This is a genomic window from Allobosea sp., assembly GCF_035944895.1.
In the GTDB taxonomy this organism is placed as follows: domain Bacteria; phylum Pseudomonadota; class Alphaproteobacteria; order Rhizobiales; family Beijerinckiaceae; genus Allobosea.
In genome coordinates, this window is the sequence record NZ_DASZAT010000008.1 from 69,118 (window position 1) to 95,410 (window position 26,293).

Sequence of the window (26,293 nt, forward strand, 5' to 3'; positions counted from 1 at the left end):
GTGCCGATCCGCCGGCTGCAAATTGGAGAATGATCGATGAAATTCGCTCGAATGACGCATGCCGGCCGTATCCGACTATCGGTGGTCGAGGGGGAGGTCGCGACGCTCCTGCCCGAAGCGTTCGACGACCTCGTGTCGATCATCGCGGGTGGCGAAGTTGCGCTCTCTGAGGTCAGGGCGGCCTGCGCTGCCAAAGGCGCCGAGCGTATTGCCTTGAATACGCTCGAACTGCTGGCTCCCATCGGCCGCTTCCGCCGCGATGTCCTCTGCACGGGCTGGAACTATCACGACCACTTCCAGGAGGGGCAGGGCAAGCGGGAAGGCCAGGACGCCAAGGAACTGCCGAAGGCGCCGACCTTCTTCACCAAGGCGCCCGATACGGTGATCGGCCCGCGGGATGCGATCGCCTTCGACGCAAAGCTCTCGTCCAAATGGGACTACGAGGCGGAGGTCGCGGTCATCATCGGGAAGGGCGGTCGCAGCATCCCGGAGGAGGAGGCCGCTAGCCATATTTTCGGGTACTGCCTCGCCAACGACGTCTCGCAGCGCGACCTGCAGCGGCGCCATGGCGGCCAGTGGTTCAAAGGCAAAAGCATCGATCGCACCATGCCGCTGGGCCCGTTCGTCGTCACGCGTGACGAGGTCGGCCCTCTCGGATCGGTCCGGCTGGAGTGCCTCTTGAACGGGGAGGTGATGCAGGACGCCCGGCTCGTCCAGATGGCATTCCCGGTCGAGCGGCTGATCGCCGAACTCTCCTTCGGAATGACGCTTCATCCCGGCGACGTCCTTTTGACTGGAACCCCGAGCGGTGTCGGCTTCGCGCGAACGCCGCCTGTGTTCCTGGCTGAGGGCGACGAGCTCGTGGTTCGTGCCACGGGGCTTGGCGAGCTGAGAAACCGGCTGGAGGCGACCGACCTGGCGGGCCGGTCGGGCGTCGCGATTGCGTAAACGTCGAAACGCAGACGCCCCGGCGCCCGTGCCTCCAACCGGGGCAGGTTCCGGAACGCTCGACATTCCGCCCCGTCCCGGCGATGGTCGCTGGAATTCACAAGGGCGAACGGGCAAACCCGGTTTCGGGACGCGGCCGCGATTTGCCGCTCATCGGAGTAACAGGGTGCCGGAAGATCTCATCGAACAGATCAAGGAACTTTGTTCGGATCTTTCCGGCCAGGCTGTCGACGCGGCTCACTACCTGATCAACAACCCGGACGAGGTCGCGTTTCACTCGATGCGCGAGATCGCCAGGCGCGCCGACGTCCCCCCTGTGAGTCTGGTCCGCCTGGCGCAGCGGCTGGGTTTTCCCGGCTACAGCGACCTCCGGGATCGTTTCATCGCCAAGATGAAGGACCGCCAGCAGCGGGATAAGGTTTCCTTGCAGAGGAACCAGCAAAGCGCGCAGGCGCTGATTAGCAGGAAGGGCGGTGGGATCGACGAGTTCGTCGATTCGTTCTTCACGGCGGAACTCGATGTCGTGAGACAGGCGCGGGCGCATCTGTCGGCCGAGAAGCTGAACGAGGCGGTCTCGATCCTGTCCGAAGCGCAGAAAGTCTTCGTGTTCGGCCGGAGAACGGCCTTCACGCCCGCCTACACCTTGGCCTACACGCTGCGAAAAGCCCGCCCCAATGTGATCCTTCTCGATGGGCCCGGCGGCGCGCCCGAAGGCGGGCTGGAGGACCTCTCGCCGGGCGATGCCTTCGTCGCGGTGACCTTCGCGCCATTCAACCGCCTGGTCTACGGCCTGACCGAAAGGGCGGCGCGCGCGGGAGCACGGGTGATCGCGATCACCGACAGCTTCGCCGCCCCTGTCGGGGAATTTGCGGGGCGGCTCCACTTTGTGGCCCAGACCTCCGGTCAGGCCTTTCCAGAATCGACCCTGGGGGCGATCGCGATCGCCCATCTCCTGGCTGCGCTGACGATCTCCAACATCGGTGAGCCGGCACAGAAAAGAATTCGCGAGAACGAACAATTTCTCGTCGGCTCGGGCGAATACATGTTGAATGGAAAGCCGTCCCGGCAGCGCCAATAGGCGATCGGCGCCCTCGCTCCACGCATAGTGCTGGTCGCCAGCTCACTGCACGCCTGAGGCGTGCGGTGGGGTTGCGCGTGCCGGCAGCTGAATTCACGCCCCGTCGTGGCGGCACCGCGGATTCAGTGCGGTAATGTCGCCGGGATCAAATGATCCTGTTGACATTTATATGGATCATACCGTTCAGTGTTGCCATCAGCATTCTTGGAGATGGCGATGACGGCCCCAGGCAAAGGACACAACAGCAACTCGGACAGCGCGGCTTCGTCGTCGCTTTCCGAGGCCGCCTACCGGCGGGAGGTCAAGGTCGTGCCTGGAGGTTCCATGCGCGCAGCGTCCTGGTTCAAGCCGCATCCGCCCTATGCCGCGCGTGGAGAAGGGTGTTGGGTCGTCGATCTCGACGGGCGGCGTATCCTCGATTGCGCCAACAACTTCTTCTCCTTGATCCACGGGCACGCGTTCCCGCCGGTTCTCGATGCGGTGCGGGAGGCGATGGCCAAGGGCACGGCGTTCGGCATGCCGACCGAAAGCGAGATCCAGCTCGCCGAGGCCCTCGCGGCCCGGAACCCCCGGATGGAGCAGACGCGCTTCTGCAACTCCGGCACGGAAGCCGTGCTCGCCGCGCTCAAGGGCGCCCGTGCGCTTACGGGCCGCGAGCGGATCGCGAAGTTCGAGGGCTGCTATCACGGGGCCTATGACTGGATCGAGGTCAGCCTCGATCCGACGCCGGCCAACTGGAACGACGAGAACGGCAATCCGGCATCGGTGCGGCACAATGTCGGCACGCCGGATTCCGTCCTGCGCGAGACCGTCGTCCTCCCCTATGACGACCCGCAGCGTTGCGCCGAGATTCTGCGGCGCGAGGGCCCGACGCTCGCGGCCGTGATCCTGGATCTCCACGCCTCGCGTGCGGGCACCGTCGCTATGTCCAAGGAGGTTTCCGCAGTCGTGCAGGAGGCCTGCCGCCGTGACGGCATCATGCTGATCTCGGATGAGGTCATCTGCTTCCGGCTCTCCTATGAAGGCGCGTCCCCGCTCTTCGGTCTTGAGCCGGACCTGATCACCACGGCGAAGATCATTGGCGGTGGATTGCCGATCGGAGCCGTCTCGGGACCTGCCGCGCACATGGCCGTCTTCAACCATGCCGACGGCAAGCCGAGAGTCTCGATGGGCGGCACCTTCAGTGGAAACCCGCTGAGCATGGCCGCGGGCCTCGCCTCGCTCGAGCACTACTCCCGCCCGGTCGTCGAGCGCCTGAATGGCCTCGGAGACGACTTCCGCAAGAGGGTTCGCGAGGGGCTTGCGGCGAAGGGCGTGGAAGCGACGCTCAGCGGCCTGGGCTCCTTGTTCCGGCTGCATCTGGGACCGGGCGAAGTCACCGGATACAGGACCGCGCTCCCCAGTCCGGAAAACGCCGCCCGGATTCGTCGTATCCAGCTCGCCATGCTGGCGAAGGGCGTGCTGCTCACGCCGAACTGCTCCGGCGCCCTGTCCACGCCGATGACCGAAGCAGAGATTACCCTTCTCGCCGACAAGCTCGTCGAAGTCGTTGCGAAGGAGACATCCGATCAGGCCAGCGTCGCCGCCTGACCTGCAAACCGCCGAACCGAGCAAGAAAACCAAGTCATGGGATCGCCGATGCTAGTAGCGCCTTATCGAGTTGGAGTGGACGTCGGGGGCACCTTTACCGATTTGGTGCTCGTCGATGGTCGTGGGACCGTTCAAGCGTTCAAGTCACCCTCCGTGCCGTCCAATCCGACGGATGGCGTCCTCGCCGCTGTCGATCTCGCCGCCCGCACCCTGGGCTGCGGCGTTCCCGAATTCCTGTCGAGAACGGAGCTTTTCGTCCACGGCTCCACGGTGGCGACCAATACGCTGCTTGAAAAGAAGGGCGCGAAGGTCGGGCTGCTGACGACGGAAGGGTATCGGGACTCGCTCGAGATCCGCCGCTCGATCCGCGAGAACGTCTGGGATCATCGCAAGCCTTTTCCCGACGTCCTCGTGCCGCGCTATCTGCGCCTGCCCGTGACCGAGCGCATGGAGCATGATGGGGCCGTGCGGCTCCCGCTGGATCTTGCCTCCGTCGCGGCAGCGGCGCGGACATTCGCCGAGGAGGGCGTGGAGGCCGTCGCGATCTGCTTCCTGCACGCCTATGCGAACCCGGCCCATGAGCTGGCCGCCCGGGAGGAACTCCAGAGGCACCTCCCGAATGTCTGGATCACGATCTCGTCCGAGATCGCGCCGATCATCGGCGAGTATGAGCGGACCTCGACGACGGTGGTGAACGCCTATGTCGCGCCTCGCGTTGTGCCGTATCTGGAGAGCCTGGCCGAACGGCTGCGGCAGCTCGGCCTGCCGCGGAAGCTGCTGATGATCCAGTCGAATGGCGGAGCGATCTCGATCGATGAGATCGGGCACGCTCCGGTGAGCCTGGTGCTCTCGGGCCCTGCCGCCGGCGTCGGTTCGCTGAAGTTCTTCGGCCAGGATACGGGCTCGGACCAGCTCATCTCGATCGAGGTCGGCGGCACCAGCTGCGACGTCACGCTGATGCAGCAGGGCGCCGTCAGCATGACCGATCAGATCGTCGTCGACGGGTATCACCTGAACATCCCCGCCGTGGACATCCACACGGTCGGCGCCGGAGGCGGCACCATCGCTTCGGTGGACGGTGCCGGGCTGCTGAACGCCGGCCCGGAAGGCGCCGGCTCGACGCCCGGGCCGGCCAGCTACGGCAGAGGCGGCGAGCGCCCCACGGTGACCGACGCCCAGCTCGCCCTGGGCCGTCTCAAGCCCGGCCCCTACGCGGGAGGCGCGATCACCCTGGACCTCGAGAAGGCGAGACAGGCGATCGAAATCCATGTCGCCCGCCCGCTCGGCCTCAGCATCGAGGACGCGGCCGCCGGCATCATCCAGCTGGTCGAACAGAATATTCTTCACGCGGTCGAGCAGGCGTCGCTGGAGAAGGGCTACAATCCGCGCGCGTTCACGCTGGTCGCCGCAGGCGGCGCCGGACCGCTGCATGGCGTCTCGACGGCCAGGCTCCTGGGCAGCCCGAGCCTTTACGTGCCGCGGCTGGCGGGCGTGTTCTGCGCCTTCGGCATGTGCAATTCCGATCTGCGCCACGACTACGTGCGCAGCTGGCTGCATGGACTCGACGACGAGGCGACCTCCGCCCCCGCGGTGCTCGAGCAGGCTTTCGAGCAATTGCAGGAGGCCGCGAAGGACGTTCTCGCCCGGGAAGGCTTCAGGGGGGACAAGGCCGGACTCCAGCGCGGCTACGACCTGCGCTATTTCGGGCAGCAATGGACGATCCCGGTCGAGTGCTCTTCGGCAGATCCGGCCGCAGTCAGAGCCGCGTTCGAGCAGGTCTATCAGCGTCTGTTCGGCTATGTGCAGGACAATGGCGCCATCGAGATCGTCAATCTGCGGCTTGCGGCGATCGGGAAGCTCGACGCGCTGGAGATCGCCCAGGTCCCGCCGGCGGTTTCGGAGCCCGTCCCGCATTCCCGCCGGAGCGTCTGGATCGATCGCGAGACCGGCTTTGCGGAAACCCCGGTCTATGACGGTACCGTCCTGACGCCGCGCCAGCACCTCACCGGGCCGGCGGTGATCGAGGAGGCGACGACGACGATCTTCGTCGGCCCGGGCGACAGGCTGAGGATCACCGATGCCGGCAATTATCACGTCGAGATCGCGCATGCGGGCAGTGCGGCTGATGTCGCACGGGATGCACTCGCGATGAACGCGGCGTGATCGAGCCGATCGCGCGTTTCAGTAATTGGCCATCGACGTCCACGTGAAACCGATCATGTGGCGCAGCATGGATGGGATAAGACCATGAATATCGCCAGTACCGTCCACCATGATCCTGTTCTGCTCGCGATCCTGCAGCGTCAGCTCGATCACATCACGCTGCAGATGGGCACGATCATGACGCGCACCGCGCGGAGCCCGATCTTCAGCCAAAGCCACGACTTCTCCTGCTTCATGAGCAATGCGAAGGGCGAGACCGTCGCACAGGCGGACGGGTTGCCGATCCATTCCGGCAGCGGAGGGTTCGCCGTCCGCGCCGTGCTGAGGGACTTCGCCGGCCGGATCGAGGAGGAGGATGTCTTCATCCTCAGCGACCCTTACGTCGCCGGCGGCAACCACCTGCCGGACTGGACGATCATCAGGCCGGTCTTCGTCGCCGGGGAGCTGGTGGGCTTCTGCAGCAACCGCGCCCACCAATCGGATATCGGCGGCGGGGCGGCCGGCACCTACAACGCGGCCGCGACCGAGATCTTCCATGAAGGCATCCGGCTGCCGGTGCTCAAGCTGGTCGAGAAGGGGCGGCTGCGCGACGATCTCTGGCGGCTGCTGCTCCTGAACTCTCGCTGCCCCGACCTCATGGAAGGCGACCTCGGCGCGATGCTGGGCTCGACGCGGATCGGCGCGAGCCGGATGGCCGACGTCATCGAGCAGCATGGCATCAAGAAGGGCAACAGCTACCTGACCGCGCTCCTGGATCATGGCGAGCGGAGAATGCGCCAGGCCATCGCCGAGCTGCCTGACGGGACATGGGAGGCCTTTGACATCAGCGACACCGACTGCTTCGAAAGCGTGGATGTCGAGACGCGGGTCAAGGTGACGGTCAAAGGCGACGAGATCACCTTCGATTTCACCGGCACGTCGCCCCAGATCAAGGGCTTCAAGAACAGCGGCATCGCCAACACGCATTCGTCGGTGTACTGCGCGCTGTCCTCGTTCCTCGAGCCGAGCATCCCGCGGAACGAAGGCGTCTATCGCTGCGTCAAGATCGTTGCCCCCGAAGGGACCATCGTCAACGCGCTGCCGCCTGCGCCAATGACGATGAACACGGTCTTCCCCGCGATCGACATCATGAACGCGTGCTGGGGCGCGCTGGCGCAGGCCAGCCCGGATCGCGCTTGCGCCGGCTGGGGCAAGTCGGTCTACGGCATCTCCGCCGGGACGCAGCCCTCCGGCAGCGTCTTCGTGCTCTATCACTGGCACGGCAGCTCGGGTGGCGGCGCCGTGAAGGGGCGCGACGGTTTCCCGACGAGCAGCCACCAGATGACGCTCGGGGGCATGTTCATCCCGAATGTGGAGACCTACGAGCAGTCCTATCCGCTGCGCGTGCATCGCTACCAGATGCGCTCGGACACTGGCGGCGCGGGTCAGTATCGCGGCGGCACCGGCGTGGATTACGAAGCCGACATCCTTGTCGGCGGCGAGCATCTGCTTCGCGCGGAAGGGGCGCGGAAGCCGACTGGCGCCGGGACGAATGGTGGCGGATGGGGAGCCAAGGGCTCCATCCGGACCTTCGACCTGGAGACAGGCGAGGAATTCTCATCCCCGCCCTACGGCGTTCAGCAGGTGAAGCCGTTCCGTCTGGTGATCGAGGCGTCGGCCGGCGGCGGTTGGGGCCATCCCCATAAGCGCGATCCGCAGCTCGTGCTCCGGGATGTCCGTGACGGCCTGGTCTCGCGCGAGACGGCCGAACGGATCTATGGCGTCGCGGTCGCGGCCAATCTCAAGACGATCGTCTCGACCGCGGCCAGGACCGCTCACTAGCGTCTGCCGTCCAAGACACGGATCCGAGACGGGAGAGAGCGTCTCGGATCCGTGTCGGCCGACGCGCTCCGTGCCGGTTCTCCCCGAGAGTGGCCCGCCGGCCAGCACCGTTCCAGCAGAAAGCTGCGCAACCGCCGCCGCAGAGCGCGGGCAGAACGCCAAATTCCACAAGCAAAACAGGGGAACCAAAATGACAATCGATCGTCGGGATTATTTGAAGGGTATGGCTGGGCTGGCCGCGGGCAGCGTTCTTGCTGGCGCGGGGGCTTCATCCGCCAAGGCCCAGTCGCGGTCCGAAACCCTGAGGCATGTCCTAGGGTCGCATTTCAGCTCGCTGGACCCGACCCTTCAAGGAGCGACGCGCGAAAGTTCGCCGCTTTCCGTTAACATCTACGACCGTCTCGGAAGCTTTGAGCGCAAGAAGGACGCTCAAGGCTACACCTTCGACTTCGACAATATCCGCGGCGAGCTGGCGGAACGCATCGAGCGCTCCCCCGACGGTCTGACCTACACCTTCCATCTCCGCGAGGGGGCGACCTGGCACGATGGGTCGCCTGTCGACGCGGCGGATGTGAAATGGTCGCTGGACCGCGGCGTGAACGCCAACAGCTTGTCCAGGCCCCAGCTGGCCAATGGCTCGATCGTCAAGGAAGATCAGATCGCGATCGTCGGCGAGCGGCAGGTGCAGGTCAAGGTCGACCGGCCGGACCGCCTGGCATTGGCGGTACTCTGCGTGCCCACGGTGCCGATGTTCAACAGCAAGCTCGCCAAGAAGCACGCTACTGCCGAGGATCCGTGGGCGATCAACTGGTTGAAGGACAACACGGCCGCGGGTGGCGCCTATATCGTCGAGAGCAACCGGCCAGGCCAGCAGGTCACCCTGCGCCGGAACGACAAGTGGAGGAATGGGAAGGACGGCAAGCTGCCCCACTTCCAGAGGGTCATCGTCCAGACGGTTCCGGACGTTTCCGCGCGCGCCAGCCTCGTCGAGCGGGGCGATGCCGACCTCACGCTTGACGCCGCCACCAGCGACATCATCGGGATCGAGCAGAGGGGCCGGGCGAAGGTCCTGCCCATCCCACAGAGCAACGCTTTTCAGGCGATCGGCTTCAACACCCAGAAGGCCCCGTTCAACGACGTCAGGGTGCGCCGCGCGATCGCGGCAGCACTACCCTATGAGGCCATGTTCAAGGTCGCTCTGTTCGAGCGCGGCGAGCGCCTTTTCGACGCGACCTGGACGGAGCCGAAGGAGCCCGAACTGTTGCAGGCCCTGCCGAACCGTACCGATCTGGATCGCGCGAAAAAGCTACTGGCGGAAGCCGGCATGCCGAGCGGGTTCAAGACGACCTTCTCCTTCGCGGCCAGCGCAGCCTCGCTCAACGAGCCGATGGCTGCCTTGATCAAGGAGAGCCTGGCGAAGATCGGCGTCGAGGTGACGGTGCAGAAGCTGCCCGAGGCGCAATACGTCACCATGATCCTCGAGCGGAAACTCGACATGTATTTCGAGTTCGCGACCTCCTGGTTCCCGAACGCCGAATACGTCATCAGGACGTTCTTCATGGGCAATGGTCGCTGGAACTCGTCGGCCTGGAGTGACGATCGGGTCGCGAAGCTGACCGAGGAGGCGCGGTTCGAGACGGACGCCGCCACCTACGACAGGAAGGTGATCGACATCGTCAAGCGACTGAACGAGGAGACGCCGGTCGCATTCCTCTGGCACCCGAGTCATGACGCCGTGGTGGCGCGCGATATCGAGGACTACACGTACTGGTTCCATCGCGGCGCCGATTACCGGGATCTCAAGCGGGCATAGGGTCGCGAAGCCCGATTCCGCACCCGGACGGACCGCTGGCTGACGACGGAAGGTGTCAGCCAGCGATCCGTCGCCGTTACTGAACGCAAGCGGGCCCGGCGATATCTACGAGGAAACCAGTTTCGCGCCGATCGAGAGCTTGGCGGCCAACCGTCTGCTACCTTCGGAGAGCGCCGCGAGGTTCTGCTCCAGCTTCTCGCCCATCAAGCGCTGGAGCGGCCCCGACATGCCGACGGCGTAGAGGACGAGCCCGTCGGATTGCCTGACGGGCGTAGCGATAGCGGCGAGGCCTTCGTCGACCTCTCCGATGCATGTCGCGTAGCCCTTATCCCGCACCCGGGAGAACTCCTCGCGGATCCATTCGGGATCGTTGCGCGTGTTGACCGTGAGCTTCGGGAGGTCGCCGGCAAGCGCCCGCGCGACGAGCTCCTCGCTCTGGTAGGCGATCACCGCCTTGGCGCTGGCCGCCGCGTGTGGCGGCATTTCGTGGCCGGGCCGGACATAGCTGCGCCACCGCACCTCCGGAGCTTCCGAGACGGCGACGAAGACGCGGCTGTCCACCAGTTTCGTCAGATAGCAGGCCTCCCCGGAGGCGTCGGCGAGTTCACTGAGGATCGGCCTCGCGAGCGCTTCGAGCCAGCCGGTGTCGGCGGTCGCGTGCAGGATACGGGATAGGCGCGGGCCGATCGAGTAGGATCGGCCGCCCTGGCCGCCGGTGGCCAGTTCGGCCTTGACGAGCCCCTTGAGCAAGCGATGCGCTGTCGTCTTGGGCAGATCCGACAGGTTCGCGATGTCCGTCAGTGCCAGCCGATCGGGGAATGCCGCGATCAGCTCCAAAAGCCGCATGTAGCGTTCAAGCGGCCCGTCGCGGTCTTCGATCATGGTTCCCCCTACACGACGATTGACAGGTCGGGAAAGACGCGTTTATGATTTTTTCGATTAACGGAATACTAGTCCGAAAATCGGAACAAGTCAAGACGCTGGATTGGCCACGCTCACGGAGAGCTTCGACAAGCCGGCGAAAAAACAAGGGGATCTCACATGGCGATCAGACAGCCCATCCTGCGCATCACTCTGGCGGCGGCCCTGTTCCCGCTGGCGGCATCGGGAGCGTTCGCACAGCAGCCGGACATCACGATCGGGGCGACGGTGCCGATCACGGGACCGCTCTCGCTGACCGGCAAGCAGTATCACAACGCTCTGCAGATGGCCGAGAAGGACATCAACGCCGCTGGCGGGATCAGCGGCCGCAAGATCAAGATCGTGTTCGAGGATACGCAGGCGTCCAACGGCACCGCGGTCAATGCGTTCATGAAGTTGGCCCAGGAGGCCAAGCCGGCATTTTATTTCCTGTCGAGCTACTCGACGCAGAACCTCGCCGTGTCTCCAGAGGTCAAGAAGATTGCGGCTCCCGCCATGTATGCCGGCGGTGCGGACGTCATCGCGGAGGCGGGCAACGAGTGGCTGTTCCGGGTCCGGCCAGCCGATGTTGTTTCGGCGCGGGGCATGGTCGAGGCGGCGCAACTGCTGAAGGCCAAGAAGCCGGGCATCATCTTCATTCAGAACGACTTCGGGCAGGGCGGAGCCCAGGTCGCGGCCAAGCAACTCGAGGCGCTCGGTACGCCCATCGTGGGCATGGAAGCCTACGGGCAGAACGACAAGGATTTTTCAGCGCAGATCATCAGCCTTCGTAGCAAGGGCGCGGACGTCATCCTGCTCTTCAACTACCCGCAGGACGGCGCGCTCTTCCTCCGTCAGGCGAAGATGCTCGGGCTGAAGATTCCGCTCGTCACCTCGTCCTCCGCCCTCGTGCCCGCCGTCATGCAGCTGATCTCGCCGGCCGAGCTTGAAAATGTCTGGGGCGTGGTCGATGCGCATATGGACGCCAGCGTCAGCGACCGGATGAAAGACTTCATTGAACGCTACAAGAAGCAATTCGGCATCGATCCCGACCCGTACGGCCTCGCCTATTACGATGGTGCGCTCATCATGGCCGAGGGCATGCGACAGGTCGGGCTCGAGCCGAAGGCATTGCGCGACTGGCTGGCGAAGCTTCGCGGCTGGCAGGGTATCGGCCACGTCTACAGCTTCGACCAAAAGGGCAACGGCGTCTTCGACCTGGCGGTCGTGAAGGCCAAACCCGGCACCAAGGACCTCGAGCTGGTGAAGACCGTCAAGATCGATTGAGGGCCGCATAGCGACGGGCCCTGCACCGAGGTCGGGCGGGCCCGTCCAAAGCTCCTGCTGATCGCCGCGATGGCGGCCGGACCCCAAACCCATCGATCGAATCCGCGAGCGGAAAATGACCGATTTCATACAATTGTTCATCAACGGCCTGGCGCTTGGCAGCGTATACGCGCTCGCAGCCATCGGCTTCGTGATCGTCTACTCCGCGACCGGGGTCGTCAATTTCGCCGCCGGCCAGTTCGTCATGTTCGGCACCTTCGCCGGGGTGGCGATGCTGTCCAACCTCGGGTTGCCCTGGCCGGTCGGCTACGCCGCCGCTCTTCTCGCGATGGCGGCGTTCGGGGCGCTTTTCTTCGCCACCGTCTACCTTCCGCTCCGGAACAGTCCGGTCGCCACGGTCATCATCGGGACCGTCGCCGTCAGCATCGTCATGCAGAACGCCGCGCTTCTCGGCTTCGGATCTTGGCCTTTCCGACTTGCTTCGCCGCTGGACGGCATCACCTTCGACATTGCCGGCGCGGCGATCACCGCCCATGCCGCCATGGTCATCGTCCTGACGTCACTTCTCGTCGGGCTGATCTGGCTGCTCTTCTACCGGACGTCGCTGGGCATCGGCATGCGGGCCGTCGCGCAGGACCCCGAGGCGGCGCGCCTGATGGGGCTCAACGTCAACAGACTTCTGGTTCTGTCCTGGGTTCTCGCCGCCGCCCTGGCGGGCGTCGCCGGCCTACTGCTCGGCCCGATGTGGTTCGCCGACGTCAATATGGGCGACCCGATTGCGCTGAAAGCCTTCGCGGCCACGATCATCGGCGGGTTCGGCAGCCTTCCCGGCGCGATCGCGGGCGGCCTTTTTGTCGGCCTGACCGAGCTGCTCGGGGCCTCCTACATCTCCTCGGCCTACAAGGACCTGATCGCCTTCGTCGTGATGATCCTCTTTTTGCTCGTCCGCCCGCAGGGCGTCTTCGGCGAGCGCATCCAGGACAGGGGCTGACCGTGATGCGTCCTCATTCGAGCCTTCTCGCCGCCGTCGCGGTCCTGGCGATAGGCGGTGTCCTCTCGGTCTTGCTGGCTGATTACCAACTGCGGCTGCTAAACATCTCCGTCATCTCCGCCATCGCCGTGATCGGCTTCAATTTCGCGTTCGGCCTGGCCGGGCTGATCTCGCTGGGACACGCCGCATTCGTCGGCATGGGGGCCTATACGCTGGCGATCGTCACGACGACGCTCGGCCTCTCGCCCTGGGCCGCGATTCCGCTCGCGATCACCCTGACGACGGTCTTCGCCGGCCTCATCGGCTATCCGCTGCTGCGGCTGCGCGGCCACTATCTCGCTCTGGCCACCCTCGGTCTCAATGTCAGCTTCACCATCGTGCTGACCAACTGGGTCGGATTGACCGGCGGAACGAACGGCATCTCCAACATCCCCGATCTCCGCATTGCCGGTTTCGCGTTCCATGACGAGCGGCGCTTCCTGTGGCTGGCGATGGTTTTCCTGGCCGCCTGCACTGCCGCGGCCGTCACGCTGCAACGGTCGTCGCTCGGCAGGGCCATGATGGCCGTCCGCGACGACGAGATCGCGGCCGAGATGACCGGGATCGACGTGACGCGGATCAAGATCATCGCGCTATGCCTGAGCGCGGCCTTTGCGGCACTGGCGGGCGCGCTGTTCGCGACGCATGTCCGTTTCGTCGCGCCCGAGGACTTCAGCTACGCGCATTCGATCGTCTACCTGGCCATGCTTATCGTCGGCGGCGAGGGAACCGTCATCGGCGCGATCATCGGTGCGACGCTGCTCACCTTCCTGCCAGAATGGCTCCGCTTCCTCGGAACCGCCTATCTCGCTTTCTTCGGGCTGATGCTCCTCGTGATCCTGATCTTCCTTCCGACAGGCCTCGTCGGCCTGATCAGTCGCCTGCGCCGCGGCAAGCGCGCCAGCAAATGGGGCTCAATGCCATGACCCTCCTTTCAGCCACCGGCATCTCGAAACGCTATGGCGGACTGATGGCCCTGAGCGAGGTCGACTTCACCGTTGGCGCAGGCGAGTTCGTCGCGGTGATCGGGCCGAACGGCGCCGGCAAGTCGACGTTCCTCAACGTCCTGACGGGATTGACTCCGCCATCCGCCGGCAAGGTCGTCCTCGGCGGCGCCGACATCACCCGATCGGCCACCCACAAGCGCATCAGGGCAGGTCTGGGCCGAACCTTCCAGCACGGCAGGCTATTCTCCCGGCTATCGGTGATCGAGAACGTGATGACCGGCGCGGCGATCCGTCCGGAACGCGACGCGGCCTATGTCAGGGACCACTCGCGCGGCATCCTCGCCTCCATGGGGCTCGAAGAGGTCGCCGATCGGCCGATCGGGGCGCTGTCCTACGGGCAGCGTCGGATGGTGGAGCTCTGCCGCGCGTTGGCATGCGGCCCTCGGGTGCTGATGCTCGACGAACCCGCGGCAGGCTTGAACTCAGGCGAGGTCGAGCTCCTGATGCAGCGGCTCACCTCGCTGAGGGAAAAGCACGAGCTCGCCGTCGTTCTGATCGAGCACAATATGGGCATGGTGATGCGCCTCGCGCAGCGCATCCTGGTGTTGAATTTCGGCTGCAAAATCGCGGAAGGCGCGCCTGCGGCCATCCAATCCGACCCGGCGGTTCTCTCGGCTTATCTTGGCGAAGGATACGGCAATGCTGGCAGCTGACGGGATCGTCGTCGCTTATGGCGGGAACATCGCCATCCACCAGGTCTCGCTCAAGGTCGGTGCCGCGGAGACGGTCGCGCTCATCGGAGCCAACGGCGCGGGCAAGACCACGTTGTTGCGCGCGATCTCCGGCCTGAACCCGCTGCGTTCCGGGTCGATTTCTCTCGAAGGCAGCGATCTCGCGCATTTGAGCAGTGACAAGCGCGTCGCCCTGGGCATCGCCCACGCGCCGGAAGGCCGCCGGATCTTTCCCGGCCTGACGGTCGAGGAGAACCTCGTGCTCGGGACCACGCCTTGGAGGCGCTGGGGGCAGTCGCCGGCCGACGACCTCGCCAGGGTCTTCGACCTCTTCCCGCGCCTAAAGGAACGTCGCGATCAGCTCGGCTGGTCGCTGTCCGGAGGCGAGCAGCAGATGCTCGCGATCGGGCGGGCGATCATGGCCAGGCCGCGCCTGCTGCTGCTCGACGAGCCTTCGCTCGGGTTGGCACCTCGACTCGCCGAGGAGGTCTATGAGCGGATCCGCCTGATCGCCGCGGAGGGCCTCACGATCCTCGTCGTCGAGCAGAACACGGTGCTCGCGCTTGCGGTCGCGGATCGGGGCTACGTTCTGGAGACCGGCCGGGTGGTCCTGGAGGGCAGCGCGCAGGAGCTGAGGCAGGATCCCCGTGTCCGCGAAGCCTATCTCGGGCGTTGAGCAAGGAGAATGACTATGCAGGCGGACTCAGGGCTCGGTTCTCGATCGTCACAGCGCGGTCAGCGATGACCTAACGCCCACACTCTCGAATTTCATCGTGAACGTTCGGCAGTGGCGCCCGCACGGCGCCGCACGATGCTTCACGGCCAAAAGGAAGGTCAATCAGATGTCGACCATGGTCGATCCCATAACGCGTTCCGTCGTTCAGCACCGGCTATCGTCGATCGTTGCCGAAATGGGCGAGGCGATGCTGCGAACCTCGTATTCGCAGATCCTGAACTCGAGCCGCGATTTCTCCATCGGCATCTGCGACACGCAGTCCCGGTTGATCGCGCAGGCGGACCACATCCCCGTCCATGTCGGCGCTCTGCCCTGGGCCACCCGCGCCGTGGAGGCGCGCTTTTCCGACGTCGCGCCCGGCGACGTTTTCCTGTTGAACGACCCCTATTGCGGTGGCAGCCATCTGCCGGACCTGACGGCTTTCGTGCCGGTCTTCGCGGATGGCGAACGGGTGCTCTGGACGATCGTGCGCGCGCATCAGAGCGACATCGGCGGGGCTACGCATGGCGGTTACAACCCGGAAGCGACCGAGATCTGGCAGGAGGGCCTGCGGGTGCCGCCCATCCGCCTTTACGAAAGCGGCAGGGTACGAGACGACCTCCTCGACATGCTCGCGCTCAACGTCCGCAACGGGCCCGATTTCCGCGGCGATCTCGCCGCGATGGTGGGCGCGGCTCATCTGGGGCAGCGGCGTCTGGAACGCCTTTTCGCGGAGTTCGGTCGCGAGATGGTGCGGGCCGCCATGGAAAGCATCCTCGACGCTGCCGAGCAGCAGGCGCGAGCCGTCGTCTCCGGCTGGAGGGACGGTGTCTTCTATGGCGAAGCGTTTCTGGACGATGACGGTCGCGGCCGTGAGAACCTGCGGATCGCCGCCAAGGTGACCAAGAGGGGCTCGGATATCGAGGTCGATCTCAGCGACTCCGACCCCCAGACCAACAGCTTCGTCAATTCCTCGCATGCCAACACCCAGGCGGCGGCGGCGATGGCCTTCGCCTATCTGATCGACCCGCAGACACCGAAGAACGACGGGGCGTTGCGGCCGCTCAAGCTCGTCGCAAAGCAGGGGACGATCGTCTGGGCCGATCCCGGCCGCCCGGTCACGATGTGCACGAGCCATCCCTCGAACGAGATCGTCGAGGCGATCATGAAGGCCCTTGCCGCCTGCTGTCCGGATCGGGCGATGGCGGGCTGGAGCCGGCGCTTCCGGGTGGCGATTCAGGGCGAAGATCCCCGCACCGGGCGCGAGTTCATCTGGCATCTCTTCCAGGCCAGGCCGGGCGGCGGGGCTTCGCCGGACGGCGACGGCTGGTCGTCGATCGGCGAATGGCACAGCGCCGGCGGCATCAAGTTCGGATCGATCGAAGTCGCCGAGGTCCGCTTTCCCTTGCTCTTTCGCCATCACGAATATCGCACCGATTCCGGCGGGAAGGGGCAGTACCGCGGCGGTCTCGGCGTGGCGCTCGATCTGGAACTCGAGATCGCGAAGACGGCGATGGCGAATACCGCAGGCGACGGCATTCGCCACGGGGCCTGCGGCCTGCTCGGCGGCGAGGACGGCGCCCCGCACAACTATCGCCTGCTTTCTGGCGGCAAGCCTCCGCGACCTCTCAGGACCAAGGAGGTCGGCATCGCGCTTTCGCCGGGCGACGTGCTTGAAATCCGCTCCGCCGGCGGCGGCGGCTGGGGACCGCCGGAGAAGCGGGCTGAGACGGCGATCGCGCGGGACCGCGCACAGAATTTGATTTCGGAAGGCCGGAAGGGGCTTTGACGATGTACACCATCGGTATCGACGTGGGCGGCACGTTTACGGACCTGGTCGTGGTTGGCCCGGATCGGAAGGCGTTCTTCGCAAAGTCGCCCTCCACCCCGAACGACCAGTCGATCGGCGTGATGACCGGGCTCGGGGAGTTGGCCCTGAAGCTCGGCCTCGAGCGGTCGGAACTCCTCGCGAACACCACGCGCCTGGTCCACGGCACCACGGTCGCGACCAACGCGCTCCTCGAACGCAAGGGCGCGAAGGTCGCCCTCCTGACGACTGAGGGCCATCGCGACGTCATCGAGATGCGCGAGGGACTGAAGGGAAACCGCTACGATCTGCGCACGCCGCCCCCGGAGCCGCTCGTTCCGCGCGAAATGCGGTTCGGGGTGCGGGAGAGGCTGGGGCCGGAGGGCGACGTCAGGGTCCCGCTCGACGAGCGCTCGTTGGACGAGGCGATTGCGGCCATCCAGGCAAGCGGCGCCACCTCAATCGCGATCTGCTACCTGCATGCCTACCGCAACCCTGCCCACGAGATCGCAACCACCGAGCGCATCCGCCAGGCCTTGCCGAGCGCTTACATCTCCCGGTCGAGCGACGTCTGGCCGCAGATCAAGGAGTACGAGCGCGTCTCCACGACAATCGTCAACAGCTATGTCGGGCCGGCGGTGAAACACTATCTCGGCAGCCTCGAACGGAGGTTGGCCGAGGCGGGTTTCGGGGGCAGCCTCTTCATCATCCTCTCGCATGGCGGCATGGCCCCGGTCGAGGAAGCCTCGCGCCTCGCGGCCGGCACTGTGCTTTCCGGCCCGGCCGGCGGCATCTCCGGCTGCCGCAGATGCACGGAGCTGCTCGCGGTTCCGGACCTGATCCCCTTCGACATGGGCGGAACCAGCACCGACATCTCGCTGATCGCCGAGGGGCGCGCGATGCTGACCGCCGATGCCGGCCTCGCCGGCGAACGCATCGCGCTGAGAAGCCTCGACATCGCGAGCATCGCAGCGGGCGGCGGCTCGATCGCCTCGGTCGACGCCAGCGGCACGCTGAGCGTCGGCCCGGCGAGCGCGGGTTCCCAGCCCGGCCCCGCCTGCTACGGGAATGGAGGCAGGTCCGCTACCGTGACGGACGCGAATGTGGTGCTGGGCTATCTCGGCGCCGACACCTTCATGGGCGGACGTCGCAAGCTCGACCGGGAAGCGGCAGAGGCCGCCGTCGGCGAGATCGCCGCGGCGCTCGGAATCTCGCAGCACCAGGCCGCCGCCGGCATCTACCGGATGGTCAATCTGGGCATGGCCGACGGCATAAGGCTGATGACCCTCCGGCGCGGCGTCGATCCCCGGCGCTTCGCCATGATCAGCTTCGGTGGCGCGGCCGGACTCCACGCTGTTGAGGTCGCCCGGGAGCTCGAGATCCCGCGGGTGATCGTCCCGATTGCCGCCTCCGTCCTGTCGGCATGGGGCATGCTGTCGAGCGACCTGCGCTACGAGGTCGGGCGCACCAGCATCGGTTCGGGACCCCTCGATGCAGACTCGGTCCGCAGCGTCTTTGCAGATCTCGAAACGGCGGCGCGCGACAGGATGCAGGACTGGTTCGCGGGGGAGGTCCGGATCGAGCGCTCGGCCGAGATGCGCTATGGCGAGCAGATCTTCGAGATCGACGTCGATCTCGATGGTCTCGACCTCGGCACCAAGGACGCCGTGCAGCAGATCGAGGCCCGCTTTCATCGTCGCCACGAGGACCTCTACACCTATGCCTCCCCGGACCAGGAGGTTGTGTTCGTCAACGCCCGCGTCTCCGCTGTAGGCGATGTGCCGAGAATCGCCGAGACGAACGTCCCGGAGACCGTGGCAGGCGGGCCGGTCTCGAAGTCCCGGCGGAAGGTCTATTTCGCCCAGCACATCGAGGTCCCGGTCTATTCCTTCGAGGAGCTGGCGCCGGGCTCGACCATCACAGGGCCCGCTTTGGTCGAGGCCGAGACGACGACCGTGCTGGTCGGCGATCGCGACGTGCTGACGGTCAATGCGATGGGCTGGCTCGACATCGCGATCCATCGCGCCTGAACCGGTCGGCGCCCGGAGGGTGCCGGCAATCCAAGCCAACGAAGTCATGGGAAGAAAAGTCATGGTCGAGCCGGTTGAGACGGCAGTTTCGAAAAGCGGTGGCGCGAGGGACAATTCCCTGGAAGCGGCCCTTTCCGCCGCCCGCAGAGCCTACGAGCAGGCGAACCCGAAGAGCCGGGCCCAGAACCAGCTCGCAGCGGAGGTGCTGCCGGGCGGGAACACCCGAACGGTGATCTACACGGCGCCTTATCCGCTGACGATCGCCAAGGGTGAGGGGGCCCTCCTCTGGGACATCGACGGGCACCGCTACACGGACTTTCTCGGCGAATACACGGCGGGCCTTTTCGGACATTCGCACCCGGCGCTGCGGGAGGCGATCGCGCGCGGTGTCGAGCGGGGCTTGAGCCTTGGCGGCCACAACAGCGACGAGGCGAAGCTGGCGAGGCTGATCGTTGATCGCTTTCCCTCCATCGATCTCGTGCGGTTCACCAATTCGGGCACTGAGGCGAACATGATGGCCATCACGGCCGCGATCGGGTTCACCAAGCGGACCAGGATCGTAGTATTCGAGGGCGCCTATCACGGCAGCGTGCTGCGCTATCCGGCGGGTGAGAAGCCAGCGAGCAACGCGCCCTACGATGTTGAAATCCTCCCCTACAACGACATCGGGGCCGCGACCGAGTTCCTCACCCGATCGGGCCAGGATGTCGCCGCGGTGCTGGTCGAGCCGATGATGGGCAGCGCGGGGTGCATACCGGCGACTCCGGAATTCCTGCGCGCGCTGCGCGATCTCACGAAGCGGGTTGGAGCGGTGCTGATCTTCGACGAGGTGCAGACGTCGCGGCTGGCGCCCGGCGGGCTCCAGGCCCTCCACGATATCCGGCCGGACATGACGACGGTCGGCAAATATCTGGCGGGTGGCGTGTCCTTCGGCGCCTTCGGCGGCGCCAAGGCGATCATGGACCAGTTCGACCCGCGTCTCAAAGGCGGGCTCTCCCACGCGGGCACCTTCAACAACAATTCCATCACCATGAGCTGCGGCGTGACGGTGCTCGGCGAGCTTTTCGACGACGAGGCTTGCGCCGTCTTGAACCGCCGGGGCGACCGGCTTCGGGAACGGATCAACGCGCTGGCCGCCGAGTGCGGCGTCCGGATGACGGCGAGCGGCCTGGGCTCGATCATGAACATGCATTTCGTGGACGGCCCCGTTGCCGATGCCTGGGCTGTGAAGAAGGGACCGCAGGAGCTGCGCGAGCTGCTCTGGCTCCACATGGTGAGCTCGGGCTTCTGGATCGCCCAGCGCGGGATGATGTCCCTGTCCCTGCTGATCGAAGACAAGGACACCGACGCGATCCTCGATGCGATCGGTGAGTTCATCGACCGCTACGGACATCTGTTCCCGCGCTGACGCCTGCGTCGCCCAGGACGAGATCGAAGGACCAGGAGGAAACCATGATCAATCTCGGCAAGAAGCCGACGATACTGACCTGCGCCGTCACGGGAAATCTGACGCGCCCGGACCAGCATCCGGGTCTGCCGATCACGCCGAAGCAGATCGCCGATGCCTGCATCGAGGCGGGCGAGGCGGGGGCGGCCGTCGTGCATATCCACGTCCGCAATCCCGAAACCGGTGCCCCCTCGATGGAGCTCGAACTCTATCGCGAGGTCGTCGAGCGCATCCGTGCCGCTTCGCCCCGGCTCGTCATCAATCTCACAACGGGTCCCGGCAGCCGCTTCACACCCGCGGCGGATGACCCGCGCGTCGCGGGGCCGGGGAGCACGCTGACCTTCCCGGGGAAGCGCGTCGCGCATGTCGGGGCGATCAAACCGGAGATCTGCACGCTCGATCTCAACACGATGTTCTCCTTCGGCTCGATCGTGATGAACACGCCTCCGACGGTCCGCGCCATGGCTGCCGAGATCCGCAGCTTCGGAGTGCGGCCGGAACTCGAATTGTTCGATACCGGCGACATCCAGTTGGCGAACGATCTGATCGCGGACGGGACTCTCGATGCGCGGCCCCTGGTGCAGCTGGTCATGGGCGTCAAATACGGGGCGCCGGCCACCCCCGACATGCTGGCGACGATGATCAGGATGCTCCCGGCGGACTCGATTTGGGCCGCCTTCGGCATCGGGCGGATGTCGTTCCCCTTCGTCGCGCTCTCCTTCCTGCATGGCGGCCACGTCCGAGTCGGGCTGGAGGACAACATCTACATCTCCAAGGGCGTGCTGGCGGAGAGCAACGCTCAGCTCGCCCATAAGGCGCGAGGGATCGTGGAGTCGCTCGGAGGACGTCTGGCTTCGCCGGAGGAAGCCAGGGACATCCTTCAGATTCGGTAGCGAAACCCGCCGCGCGAATTTCCTCCCGGCGTCGCCGTCGCTAGATCCAGACGAGGCATTCCATGTCCGTAGAACGCTTCATCGCGGGGATTCGCGAGGCCTTGGACGGCCCAGCGGTGGTGACCGATCCGTCCCTGCTGGCGAAATACGAGACCGATCAGCGCGCGCTCATGACGGGCCGCGCGTGCGCGGTTCTGCGACCGAGATCCACCGCGGAGGTCGTCGCGATCGTGCTGCTTGCCCGTGAGAACGGTGTCGGTCTGGTCCCGCAAGGGGGCAACACCAGCTATTGCGGAGGCGCCACCCCCGACAGCACGGCTACGCAGGCCGTTGTCAGCCTGGAGCGGATGACCAGCGTTCGCGGCCTCGACCGCATTGGGTTTACCATCTCGGTCGACGCAGGAGTGACGCTGCAGGCGATCCACGATGCGGTGGGTTCTGCGGGTCTTGCGTTCGGTCTGTCACTCGGATCCCAAGGGTCCTGCACGATCGGCGGCAACATCGCGACCAACGCCGGCGGTATCGCGGTCCTGCGTTATGGCATGGCCCGCGATCTCGTCCTGGGCCTCGAGGTCGTGCTTCCTGACGGAAGCATCTTCGACGACATGCGGGCGCTTCGGAAGAACAATTCGGGCTATGACGTCAAGCAGCTTTTCATCGGCAGCGAGGGCTCCCTCGGTATCATCACCGGCGCGGTCCTGAAGCTGCATCCGATCCCTGACACGCATGCTACCGCATGGGTCAAGCTCGCGGAGAATCCGCCGCTAGGCGAGATGATCGCCCTCGCCAGGCGGGAAAGCGCCGATCTCATCACCTCGTTCGAGTTCTTATCACCTCGCTCCCTTGCTCTTTCGCACGCGTCGCCACCGGTCCTGGAAGGCGGCTCCGGCGGTGCTCTGCTCGTCGAGCTCACCTCGTCGACCGCGAGAATCCCGCTGGACGAGGTGCTAACGGGCTTGCTCGAAGAGTTCTTCACGAGGGGCTGGGCCGAGGACGCACTCATCGCGACTGGTGGCCGACAAAGGACAGAGATGTGGCGCCGGCGCGAGTTGCTACCGGAGGACGAGAAGGCGGCAGGCGGCTCCGTCAAGCACGACATATCCACGCCGCTGTCTTCGGCCGATCGCTTCATGCGCGAGGCCGTCGACGCCGTGCGATCTTTCGACCCAGCGCTGGAGCTTTCGCTCTATGGCCATGTCGGCGATGGCAATATCCATTTTAACGTGCTGGTTCCGCCCGGAGCGGACAGGATCGCCTTCACCGCCATGATCGAGGCGGAGCTATCCCCTCGGCTTTATGAGATCGCGCTGGAACATGGCGGTTCGTTCAGCGCCGAATACGGGATCGGCCGGTTCAAGCGAGGTCTTCTTGATACCTATGCCGACGGTCGGAAGCTCGGCCTGATCAAGAGTCTCAAGACGGCCATCGATCCGGGTTTCCTGATGAACAGGGGCGTATTGCTCAGCGAATAGAATAGGCCGGTTCCGCTGTGCCCGTGCCGATATTGCCGCCGGCACCCGCCTTGTTCTCGATTACGATTCCCTGACGAGCTGTCGTGTCATGTCCTCAGTCAGGATGCGGGTCGTCACATCTGCCGGCCCGCCGACCTATTTGGGTAATCCGGTTGAGCACGCGCCCGGAAGGCATCAGGGCGGCATAGCCAATGACGTTGCGCCAGCCCCAGCAGCGCTCTGCGAGACAATTTCATGAACGCTCTCCCGATGCCCACTTCTCGGGGGCTGGTCCGGGAATGCGCGCGAGCGCTACGGCTAGCGGTATTGTCGAGACGTCATGCATGAGTTTTCGTCTGCAAGATTGCAGGGATTCAGGCACGTTCCAGCGCTATCGAGATGCCCTGTCCTACGCCGATGCACATGGTCGCTAGCGCGTTCACCTTGCCGGTCAGCGATAGTTCGAGCGCGGCGGTCCCCGCGATGCGAGCCCCTGACATGCCGAGCGGGTGGCCGAGCGCGATCGCGCCGCCATTGGGGTTCACATGGCCGGCATCCTCCGCGATGCCGAGTTCGCGAAGCACGGCGATGCCTTGGCTCGCGAAAGCCTCGTTGAGCTCGACCAGATCGAAATCGCTCGGCGACAGGCCGATGCGGGCGCAAAGCCGGCGCGTCGCCGGGACCGGGCCGATGCCCATGATACGCGGCGGCACGCCCGCGCTGGCGCCCGCGACGATGCGGGCGAGCGGGGTCAGGTCATGGCGTCTGATCGCTCCGTCCGAGGCAATGATGAGGGCCGCCGCGCCATCATTCACGCCTGACGCATTACCCGCCGTGACGGTGCCACCCTCCTTCCGGAAGGGAGTAGCCAGGTTGGCGAGTGTTGCCAGCGTGGTATCGCCGCGCGGGTGCTCGTCGGCCTCTACCCGGATCGGCTCACCCTTGCGCTGCGGGATTTCAACCGGGATAATCTCGCGCCCGAGACGTCCGTTCTGCTGGGCGACGATAGCCTTGAGCTGTGAGCGCAGCGCGAAGGCGTCTTGGTGCTCGCGCGTGATCTTGTAATCGGCGGCGACGTTCTCGCCGGTCTCCGGCATCGAATCGACGCCGTATTGCTGCTTCATCAGCGGGTTGACGAAGCGCCAGCCGATCGTGGTGTCGTGGACCTCGGCCTGCCGCGAGAAGGCGCTCGTCGCCTTCGGCATGACGAAAGGGGCGCGCGACATGCTCTCGACGCCGCCGGCGATGACAAGGTCGGCCTCGCCGGCCTTGATCGCGCGGGCGGCCGCGATCACCGCATCCATGCCCGAGCCGCAAAGCCGGTTGATCGTCGTGCCTGGAACCGAGACCGGCAAGCCCGCAAGCAACAGTGACATGCGCGCGACGTTGCGGTTGTCCTCGCCGGCCTGGTTGGCACAGCCGAAGATCACCTCGTCGATCGCCTCGGGATCGAGCCCGGCATGGCGCTTAAGCAGCGCCCGCAGCGGTACTGCGCCAAGATCGTCGGCCCTGACCGACGACAGGACGCCGCCAAAGCGGCCGATCGGCGTGCGGATATAATCGCAGATGAAAGCTTCAGTCATATACGCTTCTCCTTCGGCCTCAGCCGAGCCGGGCGAGGTCGCCACGTCTTCCGCCCGGCCCCGCGGCCGCCGCCAGCTTGTCGAGCGCAGCGTTCAGTCGCTCAGGTTCCTGGTGGGAAGCCCAATGCAGCGGACCACCCAGATGCCGCGGGAAGCCGTAGCCATTGATCAGGACGAGATCGACGTCGGAGGCACGCGCGGCAATCCCGTCCTCCAGCACCAGCAGGGCCTCGTTGACGATCGCGGTCAGCGCACGCAGCTGGATCTCGTCCCTTGCAAGCGGCTGTGCCACGACGCCTCTGTCCCGGCGCGCCTGTTCGATCAGCGCGGCGACCGCAGCGTCAGGCTCTGCCTTGCCGTCGACATAGCGATACCAGCCGGCGCCCGTCTTCCGGCCGAGCCGATGCTCTGCGACCAGCCATTCCAAGACTGGCATGTCGTGCATGCGGTCGCCCGTAACCGCTTGCTTCCGCTTCCGGTTGGCCCAGGCGATATCGAGCCCGGAGAGGTCGGACACGGCAAACGGCCCCATGGCGAAGCCGAAAGCCTCGATCGCGGCATCGACTTCCTGCGGCAGCGCGCCTTCGAGCAACATGACCTCACATTGCGCGCGATAGGCGTTGTAGATGCGGTTGCCGATGAAGCCCTCGCAAACGCCGGCTACGACGGCGACCTTGCCGAGACGGCGCCCGAGCGCGAGCGCCGTCGCGAGGGCGGCCGGTGCCGTCTTCGCGCCGCGCACAATCTCGAGCAGCTTCATGATGTGGGCGGGTGCGAAGAAGTGCAGCCCGACGACCGAATCCGGTCGGCTTGAAGCCGAAGCGATCAGGTTCAGGTCCAGATAGGAGGTATTGGAGGCGATGATGGCGCCGGGTTTGGCAAGCGCATCGAGCGAGGCAACCAGCGCCCGCTTGACCTCCAGATCCTCGAATACGGCTTCGACGATAAGGTCGCAATCGCCGAGCGCGTCGAGCCCATCGGCGATACTCAGCGAAGCGGTACGCGTCGCGTCGGGCGTACGGCAGGTGAAGCCGGCGATGCGCTCTGCCGCGGTGGCGAGTACCTCCGGCTTGAGGTCGGCCAACGTCACGGGCAGCCCGGCGAGCAGGAAGGCGGCCGCGATCCCGCAACCCATGGTCCCGGCGCCGACGATGCCGATCTTCGCGACCGTCAAGGGGGCGACGCCCGCCAGGCCCGCGATGCGGCCGGCTTCGCGCTCGGCGAAGAAGAGGTGCCGCAGGGCAGCGGACTCGTCCGACATCCGCAGACGCTGGAAGACCGCGCGCTCCTGTGTCAGCGCCGTATCCACCGGCTCGCTCACAGCCCGCCTGACCGCCGCGATGGCCTCGATGACATGAGGGCGGCCCCGGCCCTTGCGGAGTGCGGTGCCGGCCGCTTTCTCGAAGGTTTCGTCATCGACGGAGACCGGCAGCGCGTCTCGCAGCCGCCGCTTGCCGGGAAGCGCCAGGGCGAACGTCGCAGCCTCTGCCCGCAAATCGGTGACGATGGCGTCGATCATGCCGAGCCTGCAGGCCTCGGGTGCCTTGACGCGCCGGCATGACGTAATGATCTCGAGGGCTGTCGCGGCATCCGTGAGCCGCGGCAGCCGGACGGTGCCCCCCGCTCCCGGAATGATGCCGAAGGCTCCCTCAGGCAGGCCGACCACCGCGCTCACGACCGCGACACGTCCATCGCAGGCCAGCGCGATCTCAAAACCGCCGCCGAGCGCGGCACCGTGGATCGCTGCTACCACGGGCTTCGGACAGGCTTCGATCGCCGCGATGACGGCCGGCACCTGGGGATCGGCCAGAGGAGCGGAGAACTCCCTCAGGTCTGAGCCGGCGATGAAGGTCGAGCCCGCGCCGATGATGACGCCTGCCGCGAGCTCCGGATCGCGGGCGAGTTCGTTCAGCGCCTCGATCAACCCCAGCCGGACAGGTAGCGCCCCGGCATTGATCGGCGGGTTGTCGATGACGATGAAGCCGATGCTGCCTTGCCGCTCCAGCCGGACGGGCGCAAGCACGGATGCTCCGCCGCGGGTATGCTCGACGATGGTTGC

Annotated in this window: 19 protein-coding genes; 16 read left to right on the top strand and 3 right to left on the bottom strand. The window is 65.7% G+C overall.

Annotated features, from left to right (window positions below):
• The first annotated feature begins 51 nt into the window (after positions 1–51).
• The 6 genes from VGV58_RS11975 (at position 52) to VGV58_RS12000 (ending at position 9,413) form a co-directional block, all read left to right on the top strand.
• On the top strand, positions 52–948 hold the full coding sequence (locus VGV58_RS11975; RefSeq protein WP_326874244.1) for a fumarylacetoacetate hydrolase family protein: 897 nt from the start codon (positions 52–54) through the stop codon (positions 946–948).
• Positions 949–1,114: 166 nt separating this feature from the next.
• Positions 1,115–2,026 (top strand): MurR/RpiR family transcriptional regulator, encoded by a 912-nt coding sequence (locus VGV58_RS11980; RefSeq protein ID WP_326874245.1) that lies wholly within the window; start codon positions 1,115–1,117, stop codon positions 2,024–2,026.
• A gap of 210 nt (positions 2,027–2,236) precedes the next feature.
• On the top strand, positions 2,237–3,616 hold the full coding sequence (locus VGV58_RS11985) for an aspartate aminotransferase family protein (RefSeq protein ID WP_326874246.1): 1,380 nt from the start codon (positions 2,237–2,239) through the stop codon (positions 3,614–3,616).
• Positions 3,617–3,664: 48 nt separating this feature from the next.
• Positions 3,665–5,779 (top strand): hydantoinase/oxoprolinase family protein, encoded by a 2,115-nt coding sequence (locus VGV58_RS11990; RefSeq protein WP_326874247.1) that lies wholly within the window; start codon positions 3,665–3,667, stop codon positions 5,777–5,779.
• Between the two features lie 84 nt (positions 5,780–5,863).
• Positions 5,864–7,600: a hydantoinase B/oxoprolinase family protein gene (locus tag VGV58_RS11995; protein ID WP_326874248.1), complete on the top strand. Its 1,737-nt coding sequence runs from the start codon at positions 5,864–5,866 to the stop codon at positions 7,598–7,600.
• A 190-nt stretch (positions 7,601–7,790) separates the two neighbouring features.
• Positions 7,791–9,413, top strand: a complete 1,623-nt coding sequence (locus VGV58_RS12000) for an ABC transporter substrate-binding protein (protein ID WP_326874249.1) — start codon at positions 7,791–7,793, stop codon at positions 9,411–9,413.
• 105 nt (positions 9,414–9,518) lie between these two features.
• Here VGV58_RS12000 and VGV58_RS12005 read toward each other — a convergent pair whose 3' ends face one another.
• Positions 9,519–10,295, bottom strand: a complete 777-nt coding sequence (locus VGV58_RS12005; protein ID WP_326874250.1) for an IclR family transcriptional regulator — start codon at positions 10,293–10,295, stop codon at positions 9,519–9,521.
• 159 nt (positions 10,296–10,454) lie between these two features.
• On the opposite strand from VGV58_RS12005, the gene VGV58_RS12010 reads away from it, so the two are divergent.
• From VGV58_RS12010 to VGV58_RS12055, 10 genes are all read left to right on the top strand, one after another.
• Positions 10,455–11,600, top strand: a complete 1,146-nt coding sequence (locus VGV58_RS12010) for an ABC transporter substrate-binding protein (RefSeq protein ID WP_326874251.1) — start codon at positions 10,455–10,457, stop codon at positions 11,598–11,600.
• A gap of 115 nt (positions 11,601–11,715) precedes the next feature.
• Positions 11,716–12,591, top strand: coding sequence for a branched-chain amino acid ABC transporter permease (locus tag VGV58_RS12015; protein WP_326874252.1), 876 nt, complete (start codon positions 11,716–11,718; stop codon positions 12,589–12,591).
• A gap of 5 nt (positions 12,592–12,596) precedes the next feature.
• Entirely contained in the window at positions 12,597–13,556 is a 960-nt protein-coding gene (locus VGV58_RS12020; RefSeq protein WP_326874253.1) for a branched-chain amino acid ABC transporter permease, read from the top strand.
• Positions 13,553–14,290, top strand: coding sequence for an ABC transporter ATP-binding protein (locus tag VGV58_RS12025; RefSeq protein ID WP_326874254.1), 738 nt, complete (start codon positions 13,553–13,555; stop codon positions 14,288–14,290). The genes VGV58_RS12020 and VGV58_RS12025 overlap by 4 nt, the downstream gene beginning before the upstream one ends.
• On the top strand, positions 14,277–14,984 hold the full coding sequence (locus VGV58_RS12030) for an ABC transporter ATP-binding protein (RefSeq protein WP_326874255.1): 708 nt from the start codon (positions 14,277–14,279) through the stop codon (positions 14,982–14,984). The genes VGV58_RS12025 and VGV58_RS12030 overlap by 14 nt, the downstream gene beginning before the upstream one ends.
• 166 nt (positions 14,985–15,150) lie before the next feature.
• The gene (locus tag VGV58_RS12035; RefSeq protein WP_326874256.1) at positions 15,151–16,812 is read left to right on the top strand and encodes a hydantoinase B/oxoprolinase family protein; all 1,662 of its coding nucleotides are present in this window, start codon (positions 15,151–15,153) and stop codon (positions 16,810–16,812) included.
• Between the two features lie 2 nt (positions 16,813–16,814).
• The gene (locus VGV58_RS12040) at positions 16,815–18,860 is read left to right on the top strand and encodes a hydantoinase/oxoprolinase family protein (protein WP_326874257.1); all 2,046 of its coding nucleotides are present in this window, start codon (positions 16,815–16,817) and stop codon (positions 18,858–18,860) included.
• A gap of 61 nt (positions 18,861–18,921) precedes the next feature.
• Positions 18,922–20,268, top strand: a complete 1,347-nt coding sequence (locus VGV58_RS12045) for an aspartate aminotransferase family protein (RefSeq protein WP_326874258.1) — start codon at positions 18,922–18,924, stop codon at positions 20,266–20,268.
• Positions 20,269–20,312: 44 nt separating this feature from the next.
• Positions 20,313–21,200, top strand: coding sequence for a beta-keto acid cleavage family enzyme (locus VGV58_RS12050; RefSeq protein ID WP_326874259.1), 888 nt, complete (start codon positions 20,313–20,315; stop codon positions 21,198–21,200).
• A gap of 62 nt (positions 21,201–21,262) precedes the next feature.
• The gene (locus tag VGV58_RS12055) at positions 21,263–22,672 is read left to right on the top strand and encodes an FAD-binding oxidoreductase (protein WP_326874260.1); all 1,410 of its coding nucleotides are present in this window, start codon (positions 21,263–21,265) and stop codon (positions 22,670–22,672) included.
• 353 nt (positions 22,673–23,025) lie between these two features.
• Here the strand turns inward: VGV58_RS12055 and pcaF are convergent, their stop codons facing one another.
• Together pcaF and VGV58_RS12065 are read right to left on the bottom strand one after the other, a co-directional pair.
• Positions 23,026–24,234, bottom strand: coding sequence for a 3-oxoadipyl-CoA thiolase (pcaF, locus tag VGV58_RS12060; RefSeq protein WP_326874261.1), 1,209 nt, complete (start codon positions 24,232–24,234; stop codon positions 23,026–23,028).
• Positions 24,235–24,253: 19 nt separating this feature from the next.
• Entirely contained in the window at positions 24,254–26,257 is a 2,004-nt protein-coding gene (locus VGV58_RS12065; RefSeq protein WP_326874262.1) for a 3-hydroxyacyl-CoA dehydrogenase NAD-binding domain-containing protein, read from the bottom strand.
• Between the last annotated feature and the right edge of the window lie 36 nt (positions 26,258–26,293).